Origin of the sequence: Thermus caldilimi, from assembly GCF_004684245.1 — a bacterium.
Classification (GTDB): domain Bacteria; phylum Deinococcota; class Deinococci; order Deinococcales; family Thermaceae; genus Thermus; species Thermus caldilimi.
In genome coordinates, this window is record NZ_CP038452.1 from 2,286,035 (window position 1) to 2,311,514 (window position 25,480).

Sequence of the window (25,480 nt, forward strand, 5' to 3'; positions counted from 1 at the left end):
CCGGGGAAGGATGGGGTAGACTGTGGGCTATGACCGGTCGGTCAGTCCTGTTGCGCCGCCTCCTCCCCTACCTGGCCCGCTACCGGACCCAGTACCTCCTGGGGGTGCTCTCCGGCCTGGCCTCCATCTTCTTCTTCGTCCTCTCCCCGTACTTCCTGCGCAAGACCATCGACGCCGTGGGGCATGGGGGCCCCTACGGGCTCTACGTCCTCTGGCTCCTCCTCTCCGCCGCGGCCACTGCCCTTCTGGCCTACCTCATGCGCCGCCTCTCGGTGGCCGCCAGCCGCCAGGTGGAGTACGACCTCAGGAGGGACCTCTTCCGCCACCTCCTCCGCCTGGACCGGGGCTTTTACCAAGAGACCCGGGTGGGCGACCTCATGAACCGCCTGAACACCGACCTCTCCGCGGTGCGGGAGATGGTGGGGCCGGGGATCATGATGGGCAGCCGCCTCTCCTTTCTCGTTCTCCTGGCCTTTGCCTTCATGTACGCGGTTAACCTGCGCCTGGCCCTCTACCTGACCCTTCTTCTCCCCGCCATCGCCGGGGTGATGTTCTACCTCCTCCGCCTGGTGGACCGCCGCTATCGGGAGGCCCAGGAGGCCTTCGACCAGATCAGCACCCTGGCCCAGGAGGCCTTCAGCGGGGTCCGGGTGGTCAAGGGGTACGCCCTCGAGGAGCGGATGCTCAGCCGCTTCCGCCGCCTCAACCAGGCCTACATGGCCAAGAGCCTGGCCCTGGCCCGGGTGGAAGGGCCCATGCAAGCCCTTTTGGGGTTCCTCATGGGCTTTGCCTTCCTCACTGTGCTTTGGGCGGGCGGGGACATGGTCATCCGGGGTAGGCTCACCGTGGGGGAGCTGGTCCAGTTCAACGCCTACCTGGCCCAGCTCACCTGGCCCATCCTGGGCCTGGGCTGGGTGATGGCCATGTACCAGCGGGGCCTCACCAGTCTGGGGCGGCTTCTTGAGCTTTTGGACAGGAAGCCCGCCGTGCAGGACCAGAACCCCCTCCTCTTGGGCCTCCAGGACCTCTCCGGGGAGGTGCGCTTCGAGAAGGTGAGCCTTTACGCCGGGGGGCGTTGGCTTCTCAAGGACATCACCCTCACCGTCCCCAGCGGCATGACCCTGGGCATCACCGGGCCCACCGGCTCCGGCAAGAGCCTTCTCATGGCCCTGGTGCCCCGCCTCCTGGACCCCACGGAGGGGCGGGTGTACGTGGGGGGGTATGAGGTGCGCCGCATCCCCCTCCCCCTCCTGCGCCAGGCGGTGGGGGTGGCCCCACAGGAGCCCTTTCTCTTCAGCGAGACCCTCCTTGAGAACATCGCCTTTGGCCTGGACACCCCGGACCGGGAGCGAGTGGAATGGGCGGCGAGGCTTGCGGGCATCCACGAGGAGATCCTCTCCTTCCCCAAGGGCTACGAAACGGTGCTAGGCGAGCGGGGGGTGACCCTCTCCGGGGGCCAGCGCCAGCGGGTGGCCCTGGCCCGGGCCCTGGCCAAAGGACCCAAGATCCTCATCCTGGACGAGGCCTTAAGCGCCGTGGACACCGAGACCGAGGCCCGCATCCTCCAGGGGCTCAAGACCGTCTTGGGCCGCCAGACCACCTTCCTCATCTCCCACCGCACCGCCACCCTGCGCCATGCGGACTGGATCATTGTCCTGGAGGAGGGGCGCATCGTGGAGGAGGGCACCCATGAGAGCCTCCTCGAGGCCGGAGGTCTCTATGCCGAGCTGGATCGCATCCAGCGCATGGAGCGGGAGGTGGAGGGGTAATGCACGAGGACGCCTACAGCAAAGCCTTTGACCGGGTGCTCTTCGCCCGCATCCTGGCCTACGTGAGGCCTTACCGCCTCCAGGTGGGCTTAGCCCTCCTCTTCCTCCTCCTCACCACCCTCACCGCCGCCGCCACCCCTCTCTTCTTCAAGTGGGCCATCGACGGGGCCCTGGTGCCCAAGGAACCCAAGCCCCTACCTGAGCGCTACGCCCTCCTCGTCTGGGTGAGCCTGGGCTTCCTTTTGGTGCGCTTCCTCAACTTCGTTGCCACCTACGGCCAGACCTACCTCATCCAGTGGGTGGGGCAGCGGGTTCTCTTTGACCTGCGGAGCGCCCTTTTCGCCAAGCTCATGCGCCTGCACCCGGGCTTCTACGACAAAAACCCCGTGGGCCGCCTCATGACCCGGGTCACCTCGGACGTGGACGCCATCAACCAGTTCATCACCGGGGGGCTGGTGGGGGTCATCGCCGACTTCTTCACCATCTTCGGCCTTCTGGCCTTCATGCTGGTCCTAAGCCCCAAGCTCACCCTGGTGGTCCTTCTGGTGGTGCCCATCCTCCTCTGGGTCACGGCCTGGGTTCGAAACGGCATGCGCACCGCTTACCGGGAGATGCGCCTGCGCCTGGCCCGCTTGAACGCTGCCCTGCAGGAAAACCTTTCCGGGGTGGAAACCATCCAGCTTTTCGTGAAGGAGAAGGAACGGGAGGAGAAGTTTGACCGCCTGAGCCGGGACCTGCTTAGGGCCTGGGTGGAGATCGTGCGCTGGTTCGCCCTCTTCTTCCCCGTGGTGGGCTTCCTGGGGGACTTGGCGGTGGCGGGCCTCCTCTTCTACGGCGGGGGCGAGGTGGTGCGGGGGGTGGCCACCTTGGGGCTTCTGGTGGCCTTCGTGGACTACACCCGCCAGCTTTTCCAGCCCCTCCAGGATCTTTCGGATAAGTTCAACCTCTTTCAGGGGGCCATGGCCAGCGCCGAGCGCATCTTCGGGGTTTTGGACACGGTGGAGGAGCTCAAGGACCCGGAAAACCCCAAGCCCATCGCCCGCTTCCGGGGGGAGGTGGAGTTTAGGGACGTCTGGTTGGCCTACACCCCCAAGGGGGTGGAGCCGGGGGAGAGGGACTGGGTCTTGAAGGGGGTTTCCTTCCACATCCGCCCGGGGGAGAAGGTGGCCCTGGTGGGGGCCACGGGGGCGGGGAAGACCAGCGTGGTGAGCCTCATCGCTCGCTTCTACGACCCCAAAGGGGCCAGGTGCTCATCGATGGGGAGGATGTGCGGAACTACCGCCAGGAGGATTTAAGGCGGCACGTGGGCATCGTCCTCCAGGACCCCTTCCTTTTTTCCGGCACGATTCTGGATAACCTACGCCTTTTTGACGAGACCATCCCCGAGGAGAAGGTGGTGGAGGTGGCTCGGTTTCTGGGGGTACACGAGGCCATCCTGCGCCTGCCCCAGGGCTACCACACCCGGGTGGGCGAGCGGGGGGCGGGGCTTTCCACGGGGGAGAAGCAGCTTCTGGCCCTGGTGCGGGCGCTTCTAGCCAGCCCCGACATCCTCCTTATCCTGGACGAGGCCACGGCCAACGTGGACTCAGAAACAGAGAAGAGGCTCCAGGAGGCCCTCTACAAGGCCATGGAGGGGAGGACCTCCATCATCATCGCCCACCGCCTCTCCACCATTCGCCGGGTGGACCGTATCCTGGTCTTCAGGAAGGGGCGGCTTGTGGAAGAGGGGACTCATGAGGCGCTCTTGGAGCGGGGGGGCTACTACGCCACCCTCTACCGCCTCCAGTACGCGGAGGGGTGATGTACCGGGAGGCCTTGGACTGGCTCTTCGCCCAGCGCCGCCAAGGGGCGCGGGGTCTGGGCCGGGTGCGGGCCCTTTTGGAGCGCCTGGGGCACCCGGAGGCGGCCTTTCAGGCGGTGCACGTGCTGGGCACGAACGGCAAGGGGAGCGTGGTGGCCTACCTCGAGGCCGCCTTCCGCGCCCGAGGCCTCCCCTTTGGGGCCTACACCAGCCCCCACCTCCTGGACTTTCGGGAGAGGATCCGCACCCACCGAGGCCTCATCCCCGAGGCGGCGGTGGCGCGCTTTGTGGCCTGGGCCCAGGGGCAAAGCTGGCCTGAGCCCCCGGGGTTTTTTGACCTGGCCACCGCCTTGGCCTTTCACCACTTCCGGGAGGAGGGGGTGGCCCTGGCGGTGGTGGAGGCGGGGGTGGGGGGGGAGAAGGACGCCACGAACGTCCTTTCCCACGTGGTCCTCACCGTGCTGACCCACGTGGGGGAGGACCACCTGGAGGCCCTGGGGGGGAGCCTCGAGGCCGTGGCCTGGGAGAAGGCGGGAGCCTTCCGCCCAGGGGTCCCCGTGGTCACGGGGGCGGAAGGGGTGGGCCTTAGGGTGGCCCGGCAGGTGGCGGCGGCGCGGGGGTGCCCCCTCCATGTCCTGGACCCGGAAGACCCCCTCTTCGCCCTCCCCGTGGCCCCCGCCCTGAAGGGGGCCTTCCAGGAGCAAAACGCCCGGCTCGCCGCGGCGGCCTTAAGGCTTCTCGGCTTCCCCGAGGAGGCCATCCGGCGGGGCCTGCAGGAGGCCCGGCACCCGGGGAGGCTGGAGCGCTTTCCCCTAGGGGGGGTGGAGGTCTACCTGGACGGGGCCCACAACCCCCCGGCGGCCCAGGCCCTGGCCCGGGAGTTTCCCGCCTACCACATGGTCTTTGGGGCCTTTCCCCGCAAGGACGTGCGAAGGATGCTGGCCCACCTCCTCCCCAAGGCCAAGAGCGTCCGCTACACCCGGGCCGGGGAGGGGGCCTTGGGGGAGGAGCTGGGCGGGCCCTTCTTTGAGGAGCCCTGGGAGGCCCTGCATCACGCGGTGGAGGCCGCGCGGGTGGACGGCCTCCCCGTCCTGGCCACGGGCTCCTTGTACCTGGTGGGGGCCCTAAGGGGAAGGTTCCTTAGGAACCTCCCGGCCGAAGAGCCTTAGGAAGACGGTCTCCAGGCTGGGCTCCCCCCGGGAGACCTCCAGCACCTCCACGGGCACCCGGGGCAGGGCCTCCTTGAGGGCCGCCCACTCCCCCAGGAAGACCAAGCGGTCCTTCCCCTCCGCCAGCCACCCCGGGCCCAGGGCCTCCGCCAGGGCCTCGGCCACGGGCTCGGCCAGGCGGAGGAGGTACCCTTCCCCCGCCCACTCCCGCAGGAGGGCCCGGGTGGGTCCTTCCCGAAGGAGCCTTCCCCCCTTGAGGAAGGCCACCCGGTCGCTCACCCGCTCCACCGTGGCCAGGTCGTGGGAGGTGAGGAGGATGCCGATCCCCTCCCCCTTGAGGCTCAGGAGGATGGCCTCCAGCTCCCCCCGGCTCACCGGGTCCAAGCCCAGGGTGGGCTCGTCCAGGAGGAGGAAGCGGGGCCTTAGGGCGAGGGCCAGGGCCAAGGCGGCCTTCTGTTGCATGCCCCGGGAGAGGGAGGCCAAAGGGGCATGGAGGCGCTCCTTCAGGCCAAAGCGCTCCAGCCAGTGGAGGAAGCGGGGGCGCACCTCCTTGGGGCTGAGCCCCCGGATGCCTCCGAAGTAAAGGGCGTTGGCCAGGAGGGGGAGGTTGAGGTAGAGGTTGCGGCTCCCCTCCAGGAGGACCCCGAACTCGTGCCCCTGGGGCCTGCGCCGCCTGCCCTCCTCCTCCAGGTAGACCTCCCCCTCCTCCGGCAGGAGGAGGCCCAGGATCACCTTCACCAGGGTGGTCTTGCCCGCCCCGTTGGGGCCCAAGAGGCCCAGGACCTCCCCCGCCCCTAGCTCCAGGCTCACCCCGGCCAGGGCCTGCACCGGGCCGAAGCGCTTGTGGACTCCTTGCACCAGAAGGCGCATCAGTACCTCCCCAAAAGGCCCCGCAAGCGGACCAATCGGTACATGAAGCTTAAAGCCAGGAAGCCAGTTCCCAGAAGGAGCAGGCTTTGGACGAGGGCGAAGAAGGCCACCTCACCCCTCCACACCCCTCCCGTGAGGCTTTGAGAAAGCAGGTGGGCTGCCGGGGCCAGGGGGAGGTAGACCATGTGGTCTTGCCAGTTGACCACAGAGAAGAAGTAGAGGAGAAGACCAAACTGGATGATTATGAAAAAACTAAGAATGCGCTTAAAGTAAAGAGCTAGGGCCGCCATGATAAGAGAAAACCCAAGCGCTCCTAACGCTAGCAAGCCGATAGCTACTGGCCAAAAAGTCTTGGGGTCCAAGGGGATGCCTGTTATCAAGGCCAACACCCCCTATGAGGATGCCTGTTCTGAACAGGTTGAAGAGTGTATCTGCAAATCCTCTTAGAAGGAGCTGGATCAAGAGACCCCCTCGGGCAAGGGCCAAGTGTTCCAAAGTGCCACGATCCGCTTCCTGTGAAACGGCGAAGGCCAGGGCCTGAAACGTCCCAACCACGATATTGAATGCAGCGTACATTAGGAGAATATTTCCCCCGTGACCCACAGATGGACGTGTGTCTGAAGGAGAAAGGGAGTTTGGGGCCATCCATATAGCATAGAAAAAGACCGCATCCGCAAAAAGACCTGCCAACTGGTTGGGCAGGTAAACCCTTGCGGCATTCAGGGTTAGCCGGACCTCAGCCAGGAGTTGATAGGCGAGTTTCACAATGTACCTCCTCTAGAGAATCCCCAAGATGAGCCCGGGCTCATCTTGGGGGTCGCTGGATAGGCTCTACAGGGCTGGAATTGCTTCCGTAGAAAAAGACGATGCACCCTAGAGGCTTAGCAGACCTGGTTGGTTTGACAATGTACCGCATCCCTCACCTCCTTTCCCTAGCCCGTGCAGGGCTTGGCCGGGCCCATAGCCTCACCTTCCCTGTACAGGACGGCAAGAGCACTGAAAAGGGCATTGTAGGCCAGCTTTCCCCCCGAGGAGAGGGTGTGGAAGTGGTGGTAGCGGCTCGGGCGGTACCGTTGGATCTCCGGCGCTTCCAGGGTAACTGGCACCTTCTCGTAAGCTTTCCCTTCTATTCCATGTGCTTCCTCCAACCCTTTGAGGTCAGAATACAGGGGGGAAGGTAACCACCGTCTAACTCATCAGACTCTCATAAACCTCTTTAGGCGTTACGCGGCGGTTGCGTTCCCCGGGGTGGCTTGGGAGCATGCGGGTTCTCCTCAAAATGGTGCTCCTCCTGGGCTTTGCCTTGGGGGAGTGGAGGGCGGTCCCGGGTTCCCGCCGCCTGCCATCGGTCCAGGCCTTGAGCTCCCTAAAGTTCCCATTCCTGCCTAAGCCGCCCCACCCGGGCCAGGACCCCGGGGCGCCGGGGGTCTTCGGGGGGGAGGCGCTCCAGCAGGGCCTCCCAGAGATCCAGGTCGTCCTCGAGCCGCTCCGCCAGGGTGTAAAAGGCCTCGAGGCTTCCCCGGCCCAGGACAGCCCTCCTTAGGGTTTCCTCCAGCTCCCACCGCAAGGCCTCCACCCCCGGGGCCTGGCTCTCGGGGAGGAGGGGGCCCCGGTACAGGTGGAGGGCCCGGGGGAGGTCCCCCTGCTCCAGGGCTTGTCTCACCTCCAGGAAGTCCGCCCGCAAGGGGGAGGAGGCGGTAGGGGCGGCCCGCTATCGCCAGGCCCCGCGCCCGCAGGCGGTGGAGCTCCATGCGCAGGGCAGGGGTGTTCCCTTCCCCGTAGAGGGCCTGGGCCAGGGCCTCCCCCCGCCACCCCTCGGGCCGGGCCAGGAGGAGGACCAGAAGCTCCGCTTGCCGCAAGGGAAGGGGCTTCCCGAAAAGCCGCGCCTCCCCCAGGGCCTGGAGGTGGGGTCCTGGCCTTCCCCAGGGGATAGGCCAGAGGAGCCGCCCTCCCCTCCTGGAAAGCTCTCCCAGGGCAGGGGCGTCCTCCCCCAGGAAGAGGCAGGCCCGGAAGGCCTCCTCCCCGGCTCCCTCCCGCAAAAGGAGGGGAAGAACCTCCCGCACCCCTTCGCCGTCTTCCCATAGCAGGGCCTCCCCCAGGAGGACCAGGGCCTTGGGGAGAGGGTCCTGGGCCCAGGGCCGGGCGGCTTGCAGGAGAGGGGGGGCCCCCTGGCCCAGGAGGCGCACCCCGGCGGGGGCCAGGTAGGGGAGGGCTGTGGGGGGCGCTTCCTCCAGGGCCTTTTGCCAGCAGGCCCGGGCGGCCTCCTCCTCCCCCTGGAGGAGGCGGAGGTGAGCCATGAGGAAGCGGGCGTAGAGGCCGGGCCCCGGCTCCAGGGCCAAGGGCTCCACCTCCTGGAGGAGGTCGGGGAGGGATGGCTCCTCTTCGGCCAGGAGGGTGAGCCAGGCCCACTCCAGGGTGGTAAAAGCCCCCGGGGCCTTGAGGCGGGCCAGGGCGGCGTGGGCCAAGGCCTCCCGCAGGCGGCCTAGGCGCCGTTTCGTGCGGGCCAGGGCCAGGGTGAGTAGGCCTTGGTCCTTAGGGCTTTGGGTGCGGTGGAGGGCCTCCTCCAGGGCCACCACCCCTTCCCGCGGGGGCAAGGCGAGGCCCAGATGGTAGAGGGTAAGGGAGGTCTGGGCCCTCCTGGCGGCCTCCAGGGCGAGCCTCCGGTACCCCTGGAGGTCCCCCCGGCGGGCCTTGGCGAAGCCCAGGAGGGCCAGGCGCTCGGCCTCCTCAGGGCCCTTTCCCTTCCAGGCCTTTAGGAGGGCCTCCGCCTCCCCCTCCCGCCCCGCCTCCAGGAGGGCCCGGGCCTGGGCCAGGGGGGCTTCCTTCCCCCAAGGGGCCAGGGTGCCCAGGCTTTCTCCTTCCATGGAAGCAGTATAGAGGAAAAGCTAAGTACCCGCACGCAAAGCTCGCCCCCTCGGCCAAAGCCAAAGCGGCTTGCTCATGGCCTCTTTGGGGCCACCGTAGTGGCGCAAGCCACGACGGGGTACTTAGCCTCACTCCCTGGCCTCCGCCAGCACCCGCCCCGAGGGGTCGGCGAAGACTACCCGGTTCACCCTTTCCAGCTCCAGGATCACATAGGGGCTCGTCAGGGCCTGGGTGACGATGGCCCCGGGCCGTGGGCTTTGCAGGTTCAGGATGACCCGGGCGGTTCCGCCCGCATAGGTAACCCCAATCACCTCGAGGCCATACCCCCCGGTGGGCTTTAAGCCCCAGAAAAAGGCGGCCACGCTCCTCGTGCGGAAGTCCACGCTAGGGGCGGGTGGGCGGGGGATGCGGTTGGCCACCACCAGATTCCAAACCTCGGCGAAGCGGGTGGGGTTGTTGGCCAGGAAGGCCCTGGCCTCGGTTTCCCCGTAGGCGGCGTTGCTGCCCCGGTCCAGGATCCGGTAAGGGGGAGAGGGGGGCGTCACCACCTCCACTCTAAGCCCGTACTGCACCTGGAGGGCCCCCACCCGGTAGCCGTCGGGGATGGGGTCCAAGGCCAGGGGCTTCAGGACGGGCTCGGAAAGCTCAAACAACACCACTTGCCTCCCTCCCCGCCGGGCCAGGATCTCCCGAAGGAGGACCTGGGTTTCCGGCCCGGTGAAGGCGTAGAGGTCTGGGGTCTGGTACTGGGCGGGCTGGACCAGGCTCCGGCTTTCCCCTTCCCTCAGGCTCCCCGTGAGCCGGACCCAGCCCACCCCGTCGTAAAACCAGGTGGCCCGGAGGTTGGCCTGGGCCCGGACCTCGAGGAGGCTCCCCTGGATTCCCCGCACCGCCTCGGCCAGGGGGCGGAGGGCAGGCCCCACCTCCCTGAGCACGGGATTTCCCCCCACCCAAAGGGCTCCCGGCACCGCCCAGAGGCTTTCTCCCGAGGCCTTTCCCAGGCGGAGGACCTGGGTGCCGAGCCGGACCTCCCGGGGCTCCCCGTAGAAGTAGGTCCAGCGCTCCGTGGCCTCGGGGAAGAGGAGCTGGGCCTCGACCACCCGGTAACCCGTGCCTTCCAGAAGCTGGCAGGCGCTGAGGAGAGGCAAAAAAAGCAGGAGAAAGAGGAGGCCTTTTCTCATGGTTCCATGATACCCCTTTGGGGCTTGCCTCCTTCTTAAGGCCGCCTTTAGCCTTTAGCGGCTTCTCGGGTCCAGGGCGTCCCTGAGGCCATCCCCCAGGAGGTTGAAGGCCAAAACGGTGAGCATGATGAAAAGCCCCGGGAAGATCATGGTCCAGGGGGCGTTCATGGCGTAGCCTCCCTTGAAGCTGTCGGCGATCATGGCCCCCCACTCGGGGGCAGGAGGCTGGGCCCCAAGGCCCAGAAAGCCCAAGGCGGCCGCCTCGAGGGTAGCGGTGCCAATGGATAAGGTAGCCTGCACCACCAGGGGGGCCAGGGTACCCGGGAGGATGTGGCGAAAGAGGATCCGTCTATTCCCCGCCCCCAGGGCGATGGCCGCCTGAACGAAGTCCAGCTCCCTTAAGGAGAGGACCATGGAGCGGGCCAGGCGGATGTAGACGGGCACCTGCACGATGCCGATGGCCAGCATGGCGTTTTGCAGGCTGGGGCCGGAAACGGCTACGATGGCGATGGCCAAAAGGGTTCCCGGAAAAGCCAGGAGCAGGTCGGCAAGCCAGCCGATGAGAAGCTCGGTCCTTCCCCGGTAGAACCCGGCCAAGAGGCCCAGGAGGGTACCCAGGAAAAGGCCGATGCTTACCGAGATCACGCCCACCTGGAGGGAGATGCGGCTTCCGTGGAGGACCCGGGTGAAGACATCTCGCCCCAGGTGGTCGGTCCCGAAGGGGTGTTCCAGGGTGGGGGGCTTGAGCCGGTTCAGGTAGTCCCGGTCGGTGGTGGGGTCATAGGGCTTGAGCAAGGGGATGAACAGGGCCAGGAGGACCAGGAAGAGGGTCAGGACCAGGCCCACCTTGCCGGAAGGCGATTTCAGGAAACGCCGAAGAGCTTGACGAGTGGGGGTTTCCATGGGTTCACCTGTACTGGATGCGAGGGTCCAAAAGGGCGTAGGAGAGGTCCACCAGGAGGTTGACCAGGACGAAGACCGTAGCCACCACCAACACCCCAGCCTGGACCACGGGATAGTCGCGGTTGAGGATGCCCTCGTAGATGTAGGAGCCGATGCCCGGCCAGGAGAAGATGGTTTCCGTGAGGATAGCCCCGCCCAGGAGGGTGCCAAACTGGAGGCCAATGATGGTGACCACGGGCAGGAGGGCGTTTTTCAGGGCGTGCTTCAGGATCACCTGGCGCTCCGCCAAGCCCTTGGCCCTGGCGGTGCGCACGTAATCCTGGGAGAGCACCTCCAGCATGGCGCTACGGGTGATGCGGGTGAGGATGGCCAGGGGAATGGTGCCCAGGGTGAGGGCGGGGAGGATCAGATGTCGTAGGGCATCCGCCAACACCTCTAGCCTTCGGGTTAGAAGCCCGTCCAGCACCAAAAAACCGGTGAGAGGCCGAAAGTCTATCGCTAAATCGGTGCTGAGCCTTCCCCCTGTGGGCAGCCAGTGCAGGTTCACGGCAAAGAGGTAGACCAGGAGGAGGCCCAGCCAGAAAACCGGCATGGAGACCCCCACCAGGGAGAGGCTCATGGAAAGGGTGTCTAGGATGCTGTTTTTTCGTACCGCCGCCACGATGCCCACGGGAATTCCCAAGACCACCGCCACCAAGGTGGCGGCCAAGGCCAGCTCAAAGGTAGCGGGCCAGCGCCTTTTTAACTCCTCGGCCACGGGAATGGTGGACACGGCGCTGGTGCCCAGGTCCCCGGTGAGGATGTTCTTGACAAAGGTGAGGTACTGAACGTATAAGGGCTTGTTGAGCCCGAGCTTTTCCCGGAGGGCGGCAAGCTGCTCCGGGGTGCCCCGCTCCCCCAGAATGGCCTGGGCGGGGTCGCCGGGGATGAGCTGCAGGAACAGAAAGACCAAAAGGGTGATCCCGAAGAGGACGGGGACCAGGCCCAGCAGGCGTCGCAGAACATAGCTCCACATTTGTCCGCCTCAAAAAGCCCGGACCCCCCGCAGGGGGTCCGGGGCGGAAGCGCTTAGCGCTTCTCTATGCTCTCAAAGGACTCGGAACCCAAGGGGCTCGGCACCCAGCCGGAGATGTTCTTGCGCTTGGCCAGGAGGGGCTGGGAGTGGACGATGGGGATGCGCAGGGCCAGGTTGAAGGTGACCTCGTCCGCCTGCTGGTAGAGGCGCTTGCGCTCCTCGAGGTTGGGGGTGGTGGCGGCCTTGGTGAGGATGTCGCCCAGTTCTTTCACGCAAAGGGGCTTGCCTGCGCTGTCGAAGAGGTCGGCGATGGGGCAGGCGAAGTGCGGGTCGTAGAAGTTCTGCGGGTCGCCGTAGTCCCCGGTCCAGCCCAGCATGTAGGCCTGGAAGCCAGGGGCCTTCTTGCGGTCCGCCAGGTAGCTGGCCCAGTCCTTGGTCTGGAGCTTGACCCGGATGCCGATGGCGGAGAGGTCAGCGGCCATGGCCTCGGCGATCTCCTTGGGGGTGGGGAAGTAGGGCCGGGAGACGGGCATGTACCAAAGCTCCAGGTCAAACCCGTTGGGGTAGCCCGCCTCGGCCAGGAGCGCTTTGGCCTTCTGGGGGTTGAACTCGTAGTCCGTGACCTTAGGGGATTGCGAGGCTTTCATGGAGGGCGGGGTGAAGTGGCCGTCGGTGAGCCCCAGCTTGCCCCAGAAGGCTTGGACGATGGCCTTCTTGTTCACCGCCATGGCGATGGCCTGCCTGACCCGGGGATCGGAGAGGGGTTTGTGGGAGGGGTTCAGGGCCAGGTAGCCCACGTTGAAGGAGGGACGGAAGACGGCGTCCAGGTTGCGGTCGGCCTCGACGTCCTTGAGGTTAGCGGGAGGGATGTCGGTGGTGAAGTCAATGGTGCCCGCCTTCAGAGCCGCCAAGCGGGCGGCGGGGTCCTTGATGACCCGGAAGACCACCCGGTCCACCTTGGGGAAGCCTTTCTTCCAATAGGTGGGGTTCTTTTCCAGGACCACCTGCTCCCCGGGGCGCCACTCCACCAGACGGAAGGGGCCGGTGCCCACGGCGCTTCCCGTGGGGGAGCCGTACTTGGCCCCATCCTTCTTGATGGCGGCGGGGCTGGCGATGCCGAAGTAGCCCGAGCCGATGGCGGCAGGGAAAGCAGGGAAGGGCTGGTTAAGGATGAAGCGGATGGTGTACTTGTCCACCACCTGGATATCCTTCAGGATGGAGCCGGGATCCCCTTTGAACCCTCCGAAGAGCTCAGGCCAGATCTCGTAGCGGGCGGCGGCGTCGATGCGGGTGGGGTTCTTGGGGTCCCACCAGCGCTCGATGTTGAACTTGACCGCCTCCGCATCCAGCTCGGTGCCGTCCTGGAACTTGACCCCCTGGCGCAGGCGGAAGGTCCAGACCTTGCCATCCGGGGAGCTGAACCAGCTGGTGGCCAGCCCAGCGGTCACCTCGGTGGAGCCGGGCTTAAAGTCCACCAGGGTGTCGTAGATCTGCCGTTGCACATAGATGGAGATGCCGTCGGTGATGTTGCCGGGCTCGAGGCTCACCGGCTCCCCATTGGACCCGAAGACCAGGGTCTTTTGGGCAAGCCCTAGGCCCAGAGCGACCACAAGGCCGAGAAGGATTTTCCTCTTCATACCTCTCCTTTCCGGGGTATTCCCCTTTGATCCGGACCAAGTATAAAGCGCTCCCATAAGGGAGCGCAAGCCTGGGTATAAGGCAAGGGATGCGGTCTAACCTTCTCCCAGGTAGGCCTTCTGCACCTCGGGGTTCTGGGCCAGATCGCGGGCCGGGCCTTCCAAGGTGATCTCCCCCGTGGCCAAGACGTAGCCCCGGTGGGCGATCTGCAGGGCCAAGCGGGCGTTTTGCTCCACCAGGAGGATGGTGCGCCCCTCCCGGTTGAGCTTTTGGATGATCTCGAAGATGAAGTCCACCAGGACCGGGGCCAGGCCCATGGAGGGCTCGTCCATGAGGAGGATCCTGGGGTTTTGCATCAGGGCCCGACCGATGGCCAGCATCTGCTGCTCCCCGCCCGAAAGGGTGCCTCCCTTCTGCGCCCGGCGCTCGTAGAGGCGGGGGAAGAGGGCAAACACCTCCTCCTTGCGCTTCTGCACCACCTTGCGATCGTTTTCCAGGTAGGCCCCGATCTCCAGGTTCTCCTCCACGGTGAGGCGGGGGAAAATCTTCCGCCCCTCGGGCACGTGACCTACCCCCAGGGCCACGATCTGGTGGGCGGGGAGGCGGTGGATGGGTCTGCCCTGGAAGAGGACCTCCCCCTGTCGGGGCTTGACCAGGCCGCTGATGGTGCGCAGGGTGGTGCTCTTGCCCGCCCCGTTGGAGCCGATGAGGGTCACGATCTCCCCCTCCTCCACCCTCAGGGAGATGCCCTTGAGGGCGTGGATGTGGCCGTAGTAGGTGTGGACGTCCCTAAGCTCCAGAAGGCTCATGCCGCACCTCCCGCAGCCCCCTTGCCCAGGTAAGCCTCGATGACCCTGGGGTTGGTACGCACCTCTTCCGGGGTCCCCTCGGCGATCTTGGAGCCGTACTCCAGCACGGCGATGCGGTCAGAGATGCGCATGACCAGGCGCATATCGTGCTCGATGAGAACGATGGTGATCCCAAGCTCCTCCCTGAGGCGCTGGATGAAGGCCTGGAGCTCCTCGGTTTCCCGGGGGTTCATGCCCGCCGCGGGCTCGTCCAAGAGGAGGAGCCGAGGCTTTAGGGCTAGGGCCCGGGCGATCTCCAGCTTCCGTTGCTCCCCGTAGGGCAGGTTCTTGGCCAGCTCGTCCTTGCGGTGGAGGAGGCCCACGTACTCCAATAGCCTCTTGGCCTCCTCCTCGGCCCGCTTTTCCTCCTTGCGGGCCAGGGGGGTGCGGAATACCGCATGGAAGTAGGGGACGTGGATGTGGATGTGCATGCCCACCAGGAGGTTTTCCAGCACGGTCATGGCCCCGAAGAGGCGGATGTTTTGGAAGGTGCGCCCTACCCCTTCCTTGGCGATCCGGTCCGGGGGTAGGCCGGTCACGTCCTTCCCGAAGAGGAGGATTCTTCCCTCATCGGGAGGGTAGATGCCGGTGAGGAGGTTGAAGAAGGTGGTCTTGCCCGCCCCGTTGGGGCCGATGACGGAGAAGATCTCCCCCTGATTCACCGTAAGGCTCACCCCGTTCACCGCCACGAGCCCGCCGAAACGCTTGGTGGCCTGGGTGACCTCGAGGGCCTTCATGCTTCCTCCATCTCTGCCCGATGCCGCTTCTCAGGGATGAGGCCTTCTGGGCGGAAGATCATCATCAGCACCAGGATAAGGCCGAAGACCAGCCTTTCGTACTTGGCGGGATCCACCTGGTTGGGGATCTGGGGCAGGCTGGTGCGCACGAACTCGCTGAAGGTCTTAAGGATGTCCAGGTTGAGGATGGTGAGGGCTGCGGCCCCCAGGATGGCCCCGGGGATGGAGCCCATGCCCCCCAGGATCACCATGCCCAGGATGGTGATGGAGGCGAGAAGGGTGAAAGACTCGGGGGAGACGAAGGTGCGCTGGGCGGCGAAGATCACCCCCATGACCCCGGAGAAGGCGGCTCCGGTCATGAAGGCCAGGAGCTTGGTGGGCAGGAGGGGGATGCCCATGGAGCGGGCGGCGATTTCGTCCTCGCGGATGGCCACCCAGGCCCGGCCGAAGCGGGAGTTGGCCAGGTTCAGGTTCACCAGCACCACCAGCCCGATCATGAGGAGGACGAGGAAGTAAAAGAAAAGCTGGTAATCGGTGGTCCGGTCCAGGTGTACCCCCAGGGTGGCCATCAGCTGCCGAAACCAGCCGATGGGGGGGCGCTCGATGGGGGTGATGCCCTGGGGGCCGTTGGTGAAGTTGATGGGATGGTCCAGGTTGTTGGCCAGGATCCGCACCACCTCCCCCAGGCCCAAGGTGACGATGGCCAGGTAGTCCCCGCGAAGCCTTAGGGCGGGAAGGCCGATGAGCAAGCCGGTAAAGGCGGTGGTGACGATAGCGATAACCATAAAGAGGTACATGAATTCCCCGGGAAGGGGGAAGGGACCCTGCAGGAAGTTCTTGGCCTGCTCGCTGCCGAAGATGGCCCAGGTGTAGGCCCCCACGGCGAAGAAGGCGGCGTAGCCCAGGTCCAGAAGCCCCGCCATGCCCACCACCACGTTGAGCCCCAGGGCCATGGCGGCGTAGATGCCGATCTGGATGCCGAGCTCGAAGACGAAGGTGTTGGCGAAGCCCGCCAGGGGCACGGAAAGGAGGAGGATGGCCAGGGCCAGGAGCACGCGGATGCCCGTGGGGATGCGGGACAGGGTGGTGAGGGCCACCAGGATTCCCACCAGGCCGATGAGGCCCAGGGTGTTGCCTGAGCGCATGAGGCCCACGGTGAAGGCCAGGGTGAGGAGGGCTAGGTTCAGGATCCGCCAGGTGGGGGAAAGCCGCAGGGAGGCGGTAACCCCTAAGGCCGCCAGACCGAAGAGGTGGCTTACCGGGCTTGGAGCCAGGAAGGCGAGGCCTAGGTAGGCCAGGCTGAGAAGGAAGGAGAGGGCGTTCATACTTTCTCCTTGACCACCTGTCCCAGAAGGCCTTGGGGCCGGACCAGGAGGATGAAGATCAGGATGAGGAAGGCCACCACGTCCTTATACTCGGTGCCGAAGTTGCCGTTTGTGAGGATGGGAAGGTAGGTGCCGAAGAAGTTTTCCAGCTGCCCCAGCACAAGCCCGCCCAGCATGGCCCCCGGGATGTTGCCGATACCCCCCAGCACCGCCGCGGTGAAGGCCTTGATGCCGGGCAGAAACCCCACGTAGGGGGTGATGGTGGTGTACTGCAGGGCGAAGAGCACCCCGGCCACACCTCCCAAGGATCCCCCGATAAGGAAGGTGCGGGAGATGATGCGGTCTGGGTCGATGCCCATGAGGCTTGCGGTGTGGAGGTCCTGGGCCACGGCGCGGATGGCCACCCCCAGCTTGGTGCGGTTCACCAGGTAGGTGAGGCCCACCAGCATGAGGATGGAAACCCCCATGAGGGTGAAGGACTTGGTCTGGGCAAAGATGGCCCCGCCAAAGAGGCTCACCGAGCCCTCGAGGTCCTCCACGGTGCGCATGCGCAGGAAGAACTCGTTGTGCCAGAGGCCTTCGATGAGGCGCACCAGGTCCTGCAGGATGAAGGAAACCCCAATGGCCGTGATGAGGGGGACCAAGCGGTTCGTGGTTCCCCGCTTGCGCAAGGGGCGGTAGGCAAAGCGCTCCACCAGGATGGCGGTGATCCCCGCCACCACCCCACCCAGGATCAGGGCGAGAAGGAGAAGAAGGAAACCGCTTTCCACCTGGGGAGCCAGGTAGCGGAAGACCTCCACCCCCACCACCGCCCCGATCATAAAGATCTCGGAGTGGGCGAAGTTGATGAGCTCCAAGACGCCGTAGACCATGGTGTACCCCAGGGCCACCATGGCGTAGACGAAGCCCAGGATGAACCCATCAAAGATCACCTGGGGCAGTAGGGCTAGGATTTGCTCCAGCAAGGTGCCTCCTTTCTCCGGGCCAAGGGGGTGGCCTTCAGGCCACCCCCTCGAGGCTTCTCGCCGGTTTACCTGGAACCTGGGGCCGCCATCTCGATCACGCGGATCAGCTTGTTGTCGGCCCAGTTGCCGGTGGAGGCCACCTGCATGACGAAGTACTTGGCCTTCTTGTTGTCGCCCTTGTCGTCAAACTCGATGGTGCCGGTCAGGCCTTCCATCTTCACCTGGCGCACCGCCTGAGCCACCTGCTCCCGGGTGGGCTTCTTGCCCCCCGCAGCCTTGATGGCGGCCTCGAGGCCAGCCAGGATCACGTTGGCGGAGTCGTAGGCGTAGATGCCGAAGCCCTCCATGTCCTTGCCGTACTTCTGCTTGAAGCGCTGGGCCACGGCCTTGGCCTTGGGGAAGGCGGATACCGGGCCGGCCACGGTGGTGTAGTAGGTGCCGGCGGCGTTCTCCTTACCCGCCAGGCGGACGAACTCGCTGGAGTCCAGCCCGTCCCCGCCCATGAGCCTCGTTTTCAGGCCGCGCTCCCGAAGCTGCTTCACGAAGGGGCCGATCTGGCTGTAAATCCCACCGAAGTAGATGAGTTCGGGCACGGGCCGGGCCGCGCGGATCTGGTTGATGATGGGCACAAAGTTGGAGGTCTCCTCCGTGCCCACGAAGGCCACCGCCTTGCCCCCCAGGGCCTCGAGGCGCTTCCTGAACTCCTCCGCCAGGCCCTGGCCGTAGGCGGTCTTGTCGTGGATGACAAAGACGTTCTTCACCTTCAGGTTGTTGAAGGCGTACTCGGCACCCACGGGCCCCTGGACATCGTCGCGCCCGCAGATGCGGTTCACGTTGGGGAGCCTGCGGTCCGTGACCCGAGGGTTGGTGTTGGCGGGGGAGACCATCACCAGGTTCACCCGGGCGTAGACCTCGCTGGAGGGGATGGCCACGCCGGAGTTCAGGTGGCCCACCACCCCTAGGATGTCGGGGTCGTTGATGATGCGGTTGGCGTTGGCCACGCCCACGTCGGGGTTGGCCTGGTCGTCGTAGGGCACCAGAACTAGGTCGAAGCCCAGGGCCTTGAACTTGGCCTTGGCCTCCTCGATGGCCAGCTCGGCTCCCAGCTTAATCTGCTCCCCAAGAGCGGCTTGGGGGCCGGAGAGGGGGGACTGGGTGGCGATCTTGATCACGTTGGCCTGGCCTAGGGCCATGCCCAGGGCGGCTACACCTGCTACCAGCAAGCCGATTTTCCTCATAAGCACCTCCTTAAGAGCACGCGTTCGCGTTGCGGCCCCATTCTAAGGGGGGGGTACCGGTTCTTGTCAATGCCCCCTCGTAAGTTTATGCCCGACCCACGGGTCAGCCCCTCCTCCCGGAGGAGGAGAGGCGCCATACCCACCCTCAGTACGTAGCCAGGTACTGGTCCAGCTCCCACTGGTGGACCGTGACCCGGTAGTCGTCCCACTCCATCTGCTTGGCCTGGAGGAAGTGGGTATAGACGTGTTCGCCCAGGGCCTCGCGGATCACCGGGTCCTTCTTTAGGGCCTCGAGGGCCTCCCGAAGCGTGCCCGGAAGCTCGCGGATCTTGTGCTTGCGCCGTTCCCGCACGCTCATGTGGTAGATGTTTCGCTGGATGGGGGGCGGGGGGAGGAGCTTGCGCTCGATCCCGTCGATGGCCGCCGCGGCCATCACCGCCAGGGCCAGGTAGGGGTTGGAGGAGGGGTCGGGCATCCTGAGCTCGGCCCGGGTGCCCACGCCCCGGCGGGCAGGGATGCGAATCATGGCCGAGCGGTTGGCCGCCGACCAGGCGATGTTGGTGGGGGCTTCGTACCCGGGGGTGAGGCGCTTGTAGGAGTTCACCAAGGGGTTGGTGATGGCCACCATGCCCTCGGCGTGCTCCAGAAGGCCGGCGATGAAGTGGAGGGCGGTCTTGGAAAGCTGGTACTCGGCCTTGGGGTCGAAGAAGGCGTTCTCCCCGTTCTTGAAGAGGGAGAGGTGGGTGTGCATGCCGCTCCCGTTGATGCCCTGGATGGGCTTGGGGAGGAAGGTGGCGTGGAGGCCATGGTTCAGGGCCACCTTCTTCACCACCCATTTGAAGGTGGCGATGTTATCGGCGGTGGTGAGGGCATCCGCATACTTGAAGTCGATCTCGTGTTGGCCCGGGGCCACCTCGTGGTGGGAGGCTTCGATCTCAAAGCCCATGGCCACCAGGACGTTCACCATGTCCCGCCGGGCTTCCTCCCCCTTGTCGATGGGGGCCAGGTCGAAGTAGCCCGCCCGGTCGTGGGTCTCCACGGTGGGAAGGCCCTCGGGGGTCCTGAGGAAGAGGAAGAACTCCGGCTCGGGGCCCGCATACATGTTGTCAAAGCCCAGCTTCTTAAGCCGCTCCACTTGGCGCTTCAACACGTACCGCGGGTCCCCCTCGAAGGGACGGCCATCGGGGTAGGTCACATCGCAGATGAGCCGGGCCACCCGGCCCCGCCCGGGATCCTCCAGGGCCTCGGGCAGGATCACGAAGGTGTTGTAGTCGGGCTTGAGGAGCATGTCCGACTCCTCGATGCGGGTGAAGCCCTCGATGGAGGAGCCGTCGAACATGATCTCCCCGTCCAGGGCCTTCTCAAACTGGGATTCGGGGACCTCCACGTTCTTCACCACGCCCAGAATGTCGATGATCTGGAGCCTGAGGAATTTGACCTTCTCCGCCTTGAGCGCCTTGAGGATTTCCGCCTTGGTGTACGCCATTTTTTGACCCCCTTGACCTGCTGAGGCCGGGCATTTACCCTTTTCCCCAGCAGATTGCGCAAAGTGTACAGCAAATATATGCACACTGTCAAGCCTTAGGTCGTCATCCGTCAAGCCGGGTCCAGCCTCGAGGTCCCTGACCCTAAGCTGACCTGGCCTTGGGTAGACTGAAACCTGGAGGTTGGGTATGTATAAGCGGCGCGAGGTATTGAAGGCAGGAGCAGCTTTAGGTTTGGCGGGCCTGGGCTTGGGGCGGGCCCAAGGAGGGTTTACCCTCACCCTGGTGCACACCAACGACACCCATGCGCACCTGGAGCCCATGGAGCTCACCCTTTCCGGCAACAAGGTGAGGGTGGGGGGTGTGGCCCAGCGCATCGCCTTCTTTGACCGGCTTAGGGCCAGTCGGAAAAACCTCCTCTTCCTGGACGCCGGGGACGTTTTCCAGGGCACCCTGTACTTCAACCAGTACCGGGGCCTGGCGGACCGGTTTTTCATGCACCGGGCCCTTTACCGGGTCATGGCCCTGGGCAACCACGAGTTCGACCTGGGGCCTGGGCCCTTGGCGGAGTTTTTGAAGGGAGCCCGGTTCAAGGTGGTGTCCGCCAACGTGGGGGTGGAGCGGGAGCCCAGGCTCAAGGGGCTCTTTACCCCCTATGCCGTGGTGTCGGTGGGCGGGGAAAGGGTGGGGGTGATCGGCCTCACCACCCCGGACACCCGGGAGATCGCCAACCCAGGGCCCACCGTGGACTTCCTGGATCCCTATGAAACCGCCCAGAAGGCAGTGTACGAGCTCTTAAAAAAGGGGGTGAACAAGATCGTGGTCCTCTCCCACCTGGGCTACGGGGAGGACCTGAAGCTGGCCAGGAGGCTCGTGGGCGTGCAGGTGATCGTGGGCGGCCATTCCCATACCCTCTTAGGGAGCTTTCCCCACAAGGAGCTCGCCCCGGCGGGGCCCTACCCCACGGTGGTGAAGAACCCGGAGGGCAAGGACGTGTTGGTGGTGCAGGCCTGGGAGTGGGGGAAGGTGGTGGGCCTCCTGGAGGTCACCTTCAACGAGAAAGGGGAGGTTGTGGCCTACAAGGGCGAGCCCTTCCTCATGACCCCCGAGGTGGCCCCGGAGGACTTCTTCGCCAAGGAGGCCCTTCTGGCCTACGCCCAGCCGGTCATGGCCCTCATGGGCCAGGTGATCGCCCAGGCCAAGGTGGACCTCATCGGCGAAAGGGCCATTGTGCGCAAGCGGGAGAGCAACCTGGGCAACCTCATCGCCGACGGCATGGTGTGGAAGACCAAAAACGCCGGGGTGCAGATCGCCCTGCAAAACGGCGGGGGGATCCGCACCACCATCCCCAAGGGACCCATCACGGTGGGCAAGGTCTATGAGGTCCTGCCCTTTGGTAACACCTTGGTGGTCATGGACCTCAAGGGCAAGGAGATCAAGGCGGCCCTGGAGAACGGGGTTTCCCAGTGGGAGCAGGGTGCGGGCCGCTTCCTTCAGGTTTCCGGCCTGCGCTATGCCTTTGACCTCGCCCGCCCCGCGGGGGACCGGGTGGTGCGGGTGGAGGTGAAGACGGAGAAGGGCTTCGTGCCCCTGGACCTCGAGGCCACCTACCGGGTGGTGGTGAACAACTTCATCGCCGCCGGGGGCGACGGCTTCACCGTTTTGAAGGAGGCCCAGGGCTACCGGGTGGACACCGGCTTCAGCGATGCGGAAAGCTTCATGGACTACCTCAAGGAGCTCAAGGAGGTGGAGGCGGGCCTCGAGGGGCGGATCGAGGTCCTGAACGAGCCCAAGGGGGAGCGTCCCGCCTACTGGGCCTTCCGGGTGCCAGGCCTGGTGGGGGCCTGAGGCCCTAGAAGTCCAAAGCCCCGGGGGTCCCCCGGGGCTTTTCTCTTCCCTTGCGGGGGCTAGGGGGCTTCCACCAGCACCCTGACCGGGTCCCCCAGCCGCACCAGGCCCCCCTCGAGGACCCGGGCGTAAACGCCCCGGCCTTCATAGAGGAGCTTGGGAAGCCTAAGGTCAAACTGGGAGAGGCTGGAGCAGACCGTGCACACATAGGAGAACTTCAAAAGGGCTTCCCCCACCCTTAGCCGGGTACCTGGGGGAAGCGCATGGGGGTCAAGGTCCAGAAGGAGGTTTTCCCCCAAGGCCCCGAAGGGGAGTTCAATGCCCGACTCCCTAGCCTTCTCGTAAGCGGGAAGCCCGGCCACCAATACGGCCCGCTCGGGGTCCTTGCCCGCATGCCGGTCCCCTTTGGCCCCGAAGCCGGCGATGAGTTCCAAAACCTCCACCTGGGGCTTGGGAAGCCCCGAGCCCAGGCCCAGGTGGAGGGAGAGCACCTTTCCCCTCATGGTAGCGGGAGCTCCTTTCTGATTTTCAGGACCTCTTCCGGACCAAGGGGCTTGGCCCGGGCCGCCTCCACCTCATCGGGGGTGAAGGGCTTGAACCCCTGCGGGGCCCCCCAGGCCGCCAGGTAGTTGAGCACCAGGGCCAACTCCTCATCGGAAAGCCAGGCGAAGCCCGGCATGACGCCGGCATACTTCTGCCCGGAGATCTGGATCTCTCCTTGCAGGCCGTGAAGCACGGCCAGGAGGAGGTACTCCCGGCCGCCCCTCGCCTTGAGGAGGTTCTCCACATGCCCTTTGAGGGGTGGGAAAGCAGGGGGGTTGCCTTCCCCTTGGGGCCCGTGGCACCCCTGGCAGTTGGCGTAGACCTGGGCCCCGGTCTTGGGGCTGGCGATTTGGGCTGGGGCGGGCGAGGGTTCGGTGCCCAAATAGGTGGCCAGGTAGTCCAGGATCACGGCGCGTTCCTCTGGGGTCACCTGTAGCCCCCGCATGACCATCTCGCTCAAGATGGCGTCCCAGCGCTCCCGGGAGAGGCTCTCCCGGGCCACAAAGCCGATGTCGTGGCAGGTCTGGCACTTGGCCAAGACCAGGTCCTTGCCGGGGCCTTCGGGCAGAGTGTACTGGCTTAGGGCCAGGTAGCCCGCAAGGCTGAGGCCAAAAACGGCGAGGGTGAGGAGGTAGGGCTTTTTCATGTCGACAAACTAGATCCCCTTCACTTAGGGTTTTGCAGGCTCGGACACAAAAGCCCCCGGAAGGGGACCGGGGGCTTCCCGAGGCTTCAGGCCACCGTGAACTTCACCCGCATCACGCCGCTGTACTCGTACCCGCGCTCGTTCCAGGCGATGTTGCCGTCTATGGGTTGGCTGCGGCCCGCAGCGTCCCAAGCCCGGGCCATGACCTCGCGTTCCCCAGGGCGCAGGTACACGGTGGCCCGCCAACGCACCCAGCCAAAGCTCTTCTCCTTGCGCTCCAGCTCGGCCTGGTGCCAGGTCCGTCCCCCGTTCGTGGAAACCTCCACGCTCACGATGGGGACGATGCCATCGTTGAAGGCCACGCCTTCTATCCGCACATAGGGACCTTCCACCGTCTGGCCCTCGAGGGGGGCGAAGATAAAGCTGTTGAGGGTCACCAGCCAGTTGGGGCGGGAGTTTTGGAAGCCGTAGGGGTAGGTCTTGCCCGGTTCCTGGGGCAGGAAGGGAAGATGGGTATTGGGGATCGCAGGCACCCGGTAGCGGGGCATTTGCTCGGCGGTGGTGTTCTCCGCTTCCGTAAACTCAATCTTCTCCACCCACTTCACGTTGTTTACCTCGAAGTACCCGGGGAAGACCAAGCGTACCGGCCCGCCGTGTACGGCAGGCAGGGGTTCCCCGTTCATGGAAAGGGCTAGGAGAGCGTTTTCCAGGGCCTGGATAGGCACGGAGCGCACAAACTCGGGGGCATTCCCCTGGCGGCTGGCATGGGCGGTGATGAAGTACGCCTTATCCCCAAGCTTCACCCCTCTGGCTGACAGCAGATCCTTGAGGCGTATGCCCCGGAACGTCACATTGCCCACACCGCCCCGCTTCCAAGGGTTGCCGGATGTGCGGGGCTGGTATAGGGAGCGCCCATTGCCCGAGCATTGGAGGACCATGGTGACCTCGTGCTGGGGGAGGGAGAGAAGCTCTTTGGCCTCGAAGGTGAAGGGCTTGTCCACCAATCCCCCCACCTCTACCTGCCAGCCGTCCAGGCTGGTTCCCTCCACGGTGTTGTAGCCGGGGAGGTCTACGTTGTTGCGGATGTAGAGGATTTCCTTAGAGGTGCGCTCCGGGTTGCTGGCCAAAAGGTCATAGGGGGTTTCCAGGACGATAGGGCGCTGAGAAAGGACGATGAGCTTGGGGTTCTTCCCCTTCACCAGCTGGTCGGCGGTGGGGGCTTGCTGCGCCAGGCTTCTTCCGCCCGTAACCAAGAGGGCTGCTCCCATGCCCATGAGCTTTAGCGTGGTGCGACGGTTCACCTTTTCCATCACGCTATCCCCTCCTCGGAGTCCGGGGGGACATTTGTCCCCATTTTCCGGTTGTCCCCAATTTAGACAAGGTACCCTACCCGTGTCAAGGAAGGGGTACTGAGCTCCCCCTCTAAGTTCGGACATCCTTTACCTCCTGGGGATGAGGGGGAACAGGAAATAGCCTGTGCCACCAGACCTCCAAGGCTTGGCGCAGGATCCCTTCCCATTCTTCCCGGGAAAAGCGCACAGGCCCTCTCAAGAGGACAAAGAGCCCCGAGTATACCCCCCACTTCCGCCTTCCCTTCGCGCCCCCCCTTTCAGGCGCCTCCGCGCCTCCTCCCCCACCAAAAGCCCCACCCCGTAGGCCAACGCCACCAGGGCCAGCGTCTTCTCCATCGCTTCCCACCCCTTGCTCATCACCCCAGCAAACCCCATGTGCCCCTTCAGGTCCCTGAACCCCTCCTCCATCTTCATCCTCTCCTCGTACACCCCAAGAAGCTCCTCCGGAGGCAGGTTCCCCATCACCCAAAGCGCCTCCCGCATCCCCTCCCGCCACACCCCCACCAGGTTCACCTCCACCTCCCCCCGGTACCTCACCCCCTCGTACCTCACCTCCCGCCCCCGATCCACCCAGGGCACCAACCGCTCCCCTCTCCATTCCAACCGCGGCCTCGTCCCCAGGTTCAACCGCACCGCATACCTCACCCCCGCCCGCTCCAGCACCTCCAGCCACCCCGCAAAGGAGAACTCCCGGTCAAATACCCACACCGTCTCCTCCTCCACGTATTCCCGCACCGCCTCCACCCAATCCTCCCACGTCCGGTTCCTCCCCTCCGGCTTCCCCTCCCAGTAGCTCCCCACGTACACCGGCACCGCCCGGCCCTCGTAGGGTTGGGCCAACACCACCGCCCAAAAGCCCAGGGTCTTGCCGTCGGAAAGCCGGCCCACGTAGGGGGTCCGTTTCGCCTGGGGACGGGGTACCTCCGTGGGGTCCACCAGGAGGAAGGGGGTCTTGGGGTCCAGGAGGCGCAGGAGGTAGCGCTGGGGTTCCAGAAGGGGAAGGAGTCGGTCAATGGCCTTGTAGTTGGCTTCCTCCGTGGCCTCTTGGCGGTAGGCTCTGGCCCAATCGCTCTTGCGGGCAGAACCTGAGGCCAGGATCGCCCAGAGCAACCGGGCTACCTTCTCCTCGTGGCGCTCCAGCCAGGCATCCAGCAGAGGGCTCACGAAGGGGCGTAAAGCCTCCGGTCCAAACGGCAAGCTCCTCATACAGCCCCATTTTGTCTGAACTCAAAGGGGGAGCTCAGAGGGGTACCCTTGTTGAGCCCTACGAGGAAGGGGTTATC

At 65.4% G+C, this 25,480-nt stretch carries 21 protein-coding genes and 2 pseudogenes; 4 read left to right on the plus strand and 19 right to left on the minus strand.

Annotated features, from left to right (window positions below; all coding sequences use genetic code 11):
- Positions 1-29 precede the first annotated feature (29 nt).
- The 3 genes and pseudogenes from EBI04_RS12240 (at position 30) to EBI04_RS12250 (ending at position 4,739) form a co-directional block, all read left to right on the plus strand.
- Positions 30-1,769, plus strand: coding sequence for an ABC transporter ATP-binding protein (locus EBI04_RS12240; RefSeq protein WP_135257682.1), 1,740 nt, complete (start codon positions 30-32; stop codon positions 1,767-1,769).
- Positions 1,769-3,570: pseudogene (locus EBI04_RS12245) on the plus strand (ABC transporter ATP-binding protein). Before EBI04_RS12240 ends, EBI04_RS12245 begins: the two are co-directional and overlap by 1 nt.
- Entirely contained in the window at positions 3,567-4,739 is a 1,173-nt protein-coding gene (locus EBI04_RS12250) for a bifunctional folylpolyglutamate synthase/dihydrofolate synthase (RefSeq protein WP_135257683.1), read from the plus strand. The pseudogene EBI04_RS12245 and the gene EBI04_RS12250 overlap by 4 nt, the downstream one beginning before the upstream one ends.
- On the opposite strand, the gene EBI04_RS12255 is transcribed toward EBI04_RS12250, so the two are convergent.
- From EBI04_RS12255 to glnA, 15 genes and pseudogenes are all read right to left on the minus strand, one after another.
- Positions 4,695-5,609: an ABC transporter ATP-binding protein gene (locus EBI04_RS12255; protein ID WP_135257684.1), complete on the minus strand. Its 915-nt coding sequence runs from the start codon at positions 5,607-5,609 to the stop codon at positions 4,695-4,697. The genes EBI04_RS12250 and EBI04_RS12255 overlap by 45 nt on opposite strands.
- Entirely contained in the window at positions 5,609-5,899 is a 291-nt protein-coding gene (locus tag EBI04_RS12260; protein WP_135257685.1) for a hypothetical protein, read from the minus strand. Before EBI04_RS12260 ends, EBI04_RS12255 begins: the two co-directional genes overlap by 1 nt.
- Complete coding sequence (locus EBI04_RS12265; protein ID WP_135257686.1) at positions 5,874-6,374, minus strand: hypothetical protein; 501 nt, start codon at positions 6,372-6,374, stop codon at positions 5,874-5,876. Before EBI04_RS12265 ends, EBI04_RS12260 begins: the two co-directional genes overlap by 26 nt.
- Positions 6,375-6,541: 167 nt before the next feature.
- Entirely contained in the window at positions 6,542-6,757 is a 216-nt protein-coding gene (locus EBI04_RS12270) for a hypothetical protein (protein WP_135257687.1), read from the minus strand.
- 218 nt (positions 6,758-6,975) lie between these two features.
- Positions 6,976-8,473 (minus strand): annotated as a pseudogene (locus EBI04_RS12275) (hypothetical protein).
- A 129-nt stretch (positions 8,474-8,602) separates the two neighbouring features.
- Entirely contained in the window at positions 8,603-9,655 is a 1,053-nt protein-coding gene (locus tag EBI04_RS12280; protein WP_135257688.1) for a protease complex subunit PrcB family protein, read from the minus strand.
- A 54-nt stretch (positions 9,656-9,709) separates the two neighbouring features.
- Positions 9,710-10,558, minus strand: coding sequence for an ABC transporter permease (locus EBI04_RS12285; protein ID WP_135257689.1), 849 nt, complete (start codon positions 10,556-10,558; stop codon positions 9,710-9,712).
- Positions 10,559-10,562: 4 nt separating this feature from the next.
- The gene (locus tag EBI04_RS12290) at positions 10,563-11,573 is read right to left on the minus strand and encodes an ABC transporter permease (protein WP_135257690.1); all 1,011 of its coding nucleotides are present in this window, start codon (positions 11,571-11,573) and stop codon (positions 10,563-10,565) included.
- Between the two features lie 53 nt (positions 11,574-11,626).
- Positions 11,627-13,210 carry an ABC transporter substrate-binding protein gene (locus tag EBI04_RS12295; RefSeq protein ID WP_135257691.1) on the minus strand — a complete coding sequence of 528 codons (1,584 nt, stop codon included), beginning with the start codon at positions 13,208-13,210 and terminating at the stop codon, positions 11,627-11,629.
- 96 nt (positions 13,211-13,306) lie between these two features.
- On the minus strand, positions 13,307-14,020 hold the full coding sequence (locus EBI04_RS12300; protein ID WP_135257692.1) for an ABC transporter ATP-binding protein: 714 nt from the start codon (positions 14,018-14,020) through the stop codon (positions 13,307-13,309).
- Complete coding sequence (locus tag EBI04_RS12305) at positions 14,017-14,796, minus strand: ABC transporter ATP-binding protein (RefSeq protein WP_135257693.1); 780 nt, start codon at positions 14,794-14,796, stop codon at positions 14,017-14,019. Before EBI04_RS12305 ends, EBI04_RS12300 begins: the two co-directional genes overlap by 4 nt.
- Complete coding sequence (locus EBI04_RS12310) at positions 14,793-16,121, minus strand: branched-chain amino acid ABC transporter permease (protein WP_135257694.1); 1,329 nt, start codon at positions 16,119-16,121, stop codon at positions 14,793-14,795. Before EBI04_RS12310 ends, EBI04_RS12305 begins: the two co-directional genes overlap by 4 nt.
- Positions 16,118-17,086, minus strand: a complete 969-nt coding sequence (locus tag EBI04_RS12315) for a branched-chain amino acid ABC transporter permease (protein ID WP_135257695.1) — start codon at positions 17,084-17,086, stop codon at positions 16,118-16,120. Before EBI04_RS12315 ends, EBI04_RS12310 begins: the two co-directional genes overlap by 4 nt.
- Before the next feature lie 65 nt (positions 17,087-17,151).
- The gene (locus EBI04_RS12320; protein ID WP_135257696.1) at positions 17,152-18,324 is read right to left on the minus strand and encodes a branched-chain amino acid ABC transporter substrate-binding protein; all 1,173 of its coding nucleotides are present in this window, start codon (positions 18,322-18,324) and stop codon (positions 17,152-17,154) included.
- Between the two features lie 145 nt (positions 18,325-18,469).
- Positions 18,470-19,810 carry a type I glutamate--ammonia ligase gene (gene glnA, locus EBI04_RS12325; RefSeq protein ID WP_135257697.1) on the minus strand — a complete coding sequence of 447 codons (1,341 nt, stop codon included), beginning with the start codon at positions 19,808-19,810 and terminating at the stop codon, positions 18,470-18,472.
- 187 nt (positions 19,811-19,997) lie between these two features.
- Between glnA and EBI04_RS12330 the strand changes: the two genes are divergently transcribed.
- A complete protein-coding gene (locus EBI04_RS12330) occupies positions 19,998-21,656 on the plus strand; it encodes a bifunctional metallophosphatase/5'-nucleotidase (RefSeq protein ID WP_135257698.1) in 1,659 nt (552 codons plus the stop codon).
- A 59-nt stretch (positions 21,657-21,715) separates the two neighbouring features.
- Here EBI04_RS12330 and EBI04_RS12335 read toward each other — a convergent pair whose 3' ends face one another.
- The 4 genes from EBI04_RS12335 to EBI04_RS12350 form a co-directional block, all read right to left on the minus strand.
- A complete protein-coding gene (locus EBI04_RS12335) occupies positions 21,716-22,159 on the minus strand; it encodes an MOSC domain-containing protein (protein ID WP_135257699.1) in 444 nt (147 codons plus the stop codon).
- Positions 22,156-22,845 (minus strand): c-type cytochrome, encoded by a 690-nt coding sequence (locus EBI04_RS12340; RefSeq protein WP_135257700.1) that lies wholly within the window; start codon positions 22,843-22,845, stop codon positions 22,156-22,158. The genes EBI04_RS12335 and EBI04_RS12340 overlap by 4 nt, the downstream gene beginning before the upstream one ends.
- 86 nt (positions 22,846-22,931) lie before the next feature.
- Positions 22,932-24,155 (minus strand): sulfite oxidase, encoded by a 1,224-nt coding sequence (locus EBI04_RS12345; RefSeq protein ID WP_135257701.1) that lies wholly within the window; start codon positions 24,153-24,155, stop codon positions 22,932-22,934.
- Positions 24,156-24,392: 237 nt separating this feature from the next.
- Positions 24,393-25,403 (minus strand): transposase, encoded by a 1,011-nt coding sequence (locus tag EBI04_RS12350; protein ID WP_135256756.1) that lies wholly within the window; start codon positions 25,401-25,403, stop codon positions 24,393-24,395.
- Between the last annotated feature and the right edge of the window lie 77 nt (positions 25,404-25,480).

What these genes read in the sequence shown, in the direction of transcription:
- EBI04_RS12340 (WP_135257700.1), bottom strand. Translation starts at nt 22,845, where the DNA reads ATGAAAAAGCCCTACCTCCTCACCCTCGCCGTTTTTGGCCTCAGCCTT.
- EBI04_RS12290 (WP_135257690.1), bottom strand. Translation starts at nt 11,573, where the DNA reads ATGTGGAGCTATGTTCTGCGACGCCTGCTGGGCCTGGTCCCCGTCCTC.
- EBI04_RS12280 (WP_135257688.1), bottom strand. Translation starts at nt 9,655, where the DNA reads ATGAGAAAAGGCCTCCTCTTTCTCCTGCTTTTTTTGCCTCTCCTCAGC.
- EBI04_RS12255 (WP_135257684.1), bottom strand. Translation starts at nt 5,609, where the DNA reads ATGCGCCTTCTGGTGCAAGGAGTCCACAAGCGCTTCGGCCCGGTGCAG.
- EBI04_RS12345 (WP_135257701.1), bottom strand. Translation starts at nt 24,155, where the DNA reads ATGGAAAAGGTGAACCGTCGCACCACGCTAAAGCTCATGGGCATGGGA.
- EBI04_RS12330 (WP_135257698.1), top strand. Translation starts at nt 19,998, where the DNA reads ATGTATAAGCGGCGCGAGGTATTGAAGGCAGGAGCAGCTTTAGGTTTG.
- EBI04_RS12240 (WP_135257682.1), top strand. Translation starts at nt 30, where the DNA reads ATGACCGGTCGGTCAGTCCTGTTGCGCCGCCTCCTCCCCTACCTGGCC.
- EBI04_RS12310 (WP_135257694.1), bottom strand. Translation starts at nt 16,121, where the DNA reads ATGAACGCCCTCTCCTTCCTTCTCAGCCTGGCCTACCTAGGCCTCGCC.
- EBI04_RS12260 (WP_135257685.1), bottom strand. Translation starts at nt 5,899, where the DNA reads ATGGCGGCCCTAGCTCTTTACTTTAAGCGCATTCTTAGTTTTTTCATA.
- EBI04_RS12335 (WP_135257699.1), bottom strand. Translation starts at nt 22,159, where the DNA reads ATGAGGGGAAAGGTGCTCTCCCTCCACCTGGGCCTGGGCTCGGGGCTT.
- EBI04_RS12295 (WP_135257691.1), bottom strand. Translation starts at nt 13,210, where the DNA reads ATGAAGAGGAAAATCCTTCTCGGCCTTGTGGTCGCTCTGGGCCTAGGG.
- EBI04_RS12305 (WP_135257693.1), bottom strand. Translation starts at nt 14,796, where the DNA reads ATGAAGGCCCTCGAGGTCACCCAGGCCACCAAGCGTTTCGGCGGGCTC.
- glnA (WP_135257697.1), bottom strand. Translation starts at nt 19,810, where the DNA reads ATGGCGTACACCAAGGCGGAAATCCTCAAGGCGCTCAAGGCGGAGAAG.
- EBI04_RS12300 (WP_135257692.1), bottom strand. Translation starts at nt 14,020, where the DNA reads ATGAGCCTTCTGGAGCTTAGGGACGTCCACACCTACTACGGCCACATC.
- EBI04_RS12285 (WP_135257689.1), bottom strand. Translation starts at nt 10,558, where the DNA reads ATGGAAACCCCCACTCGTCAAGCTCTTCGGCGTTTCCTGAAATCGCCT.
- EBI04_RS12350 (WP_135256756.1), bottom strand. Translation starts at nt 25,403, where the DNA reads ATGAGGAGCTTGCCGTTTGGACCGGAGGCTTTACGCCCCTTCGTGAGC.
- EBI04_RS12320 (WP_135257696.1), bottom strand. Translation starts at nt 18,324, where the DNA reads ATGAGGAAAATCGGCTTGCTGGTAGCAGGTGTAGCCGCCCTGGGCATG.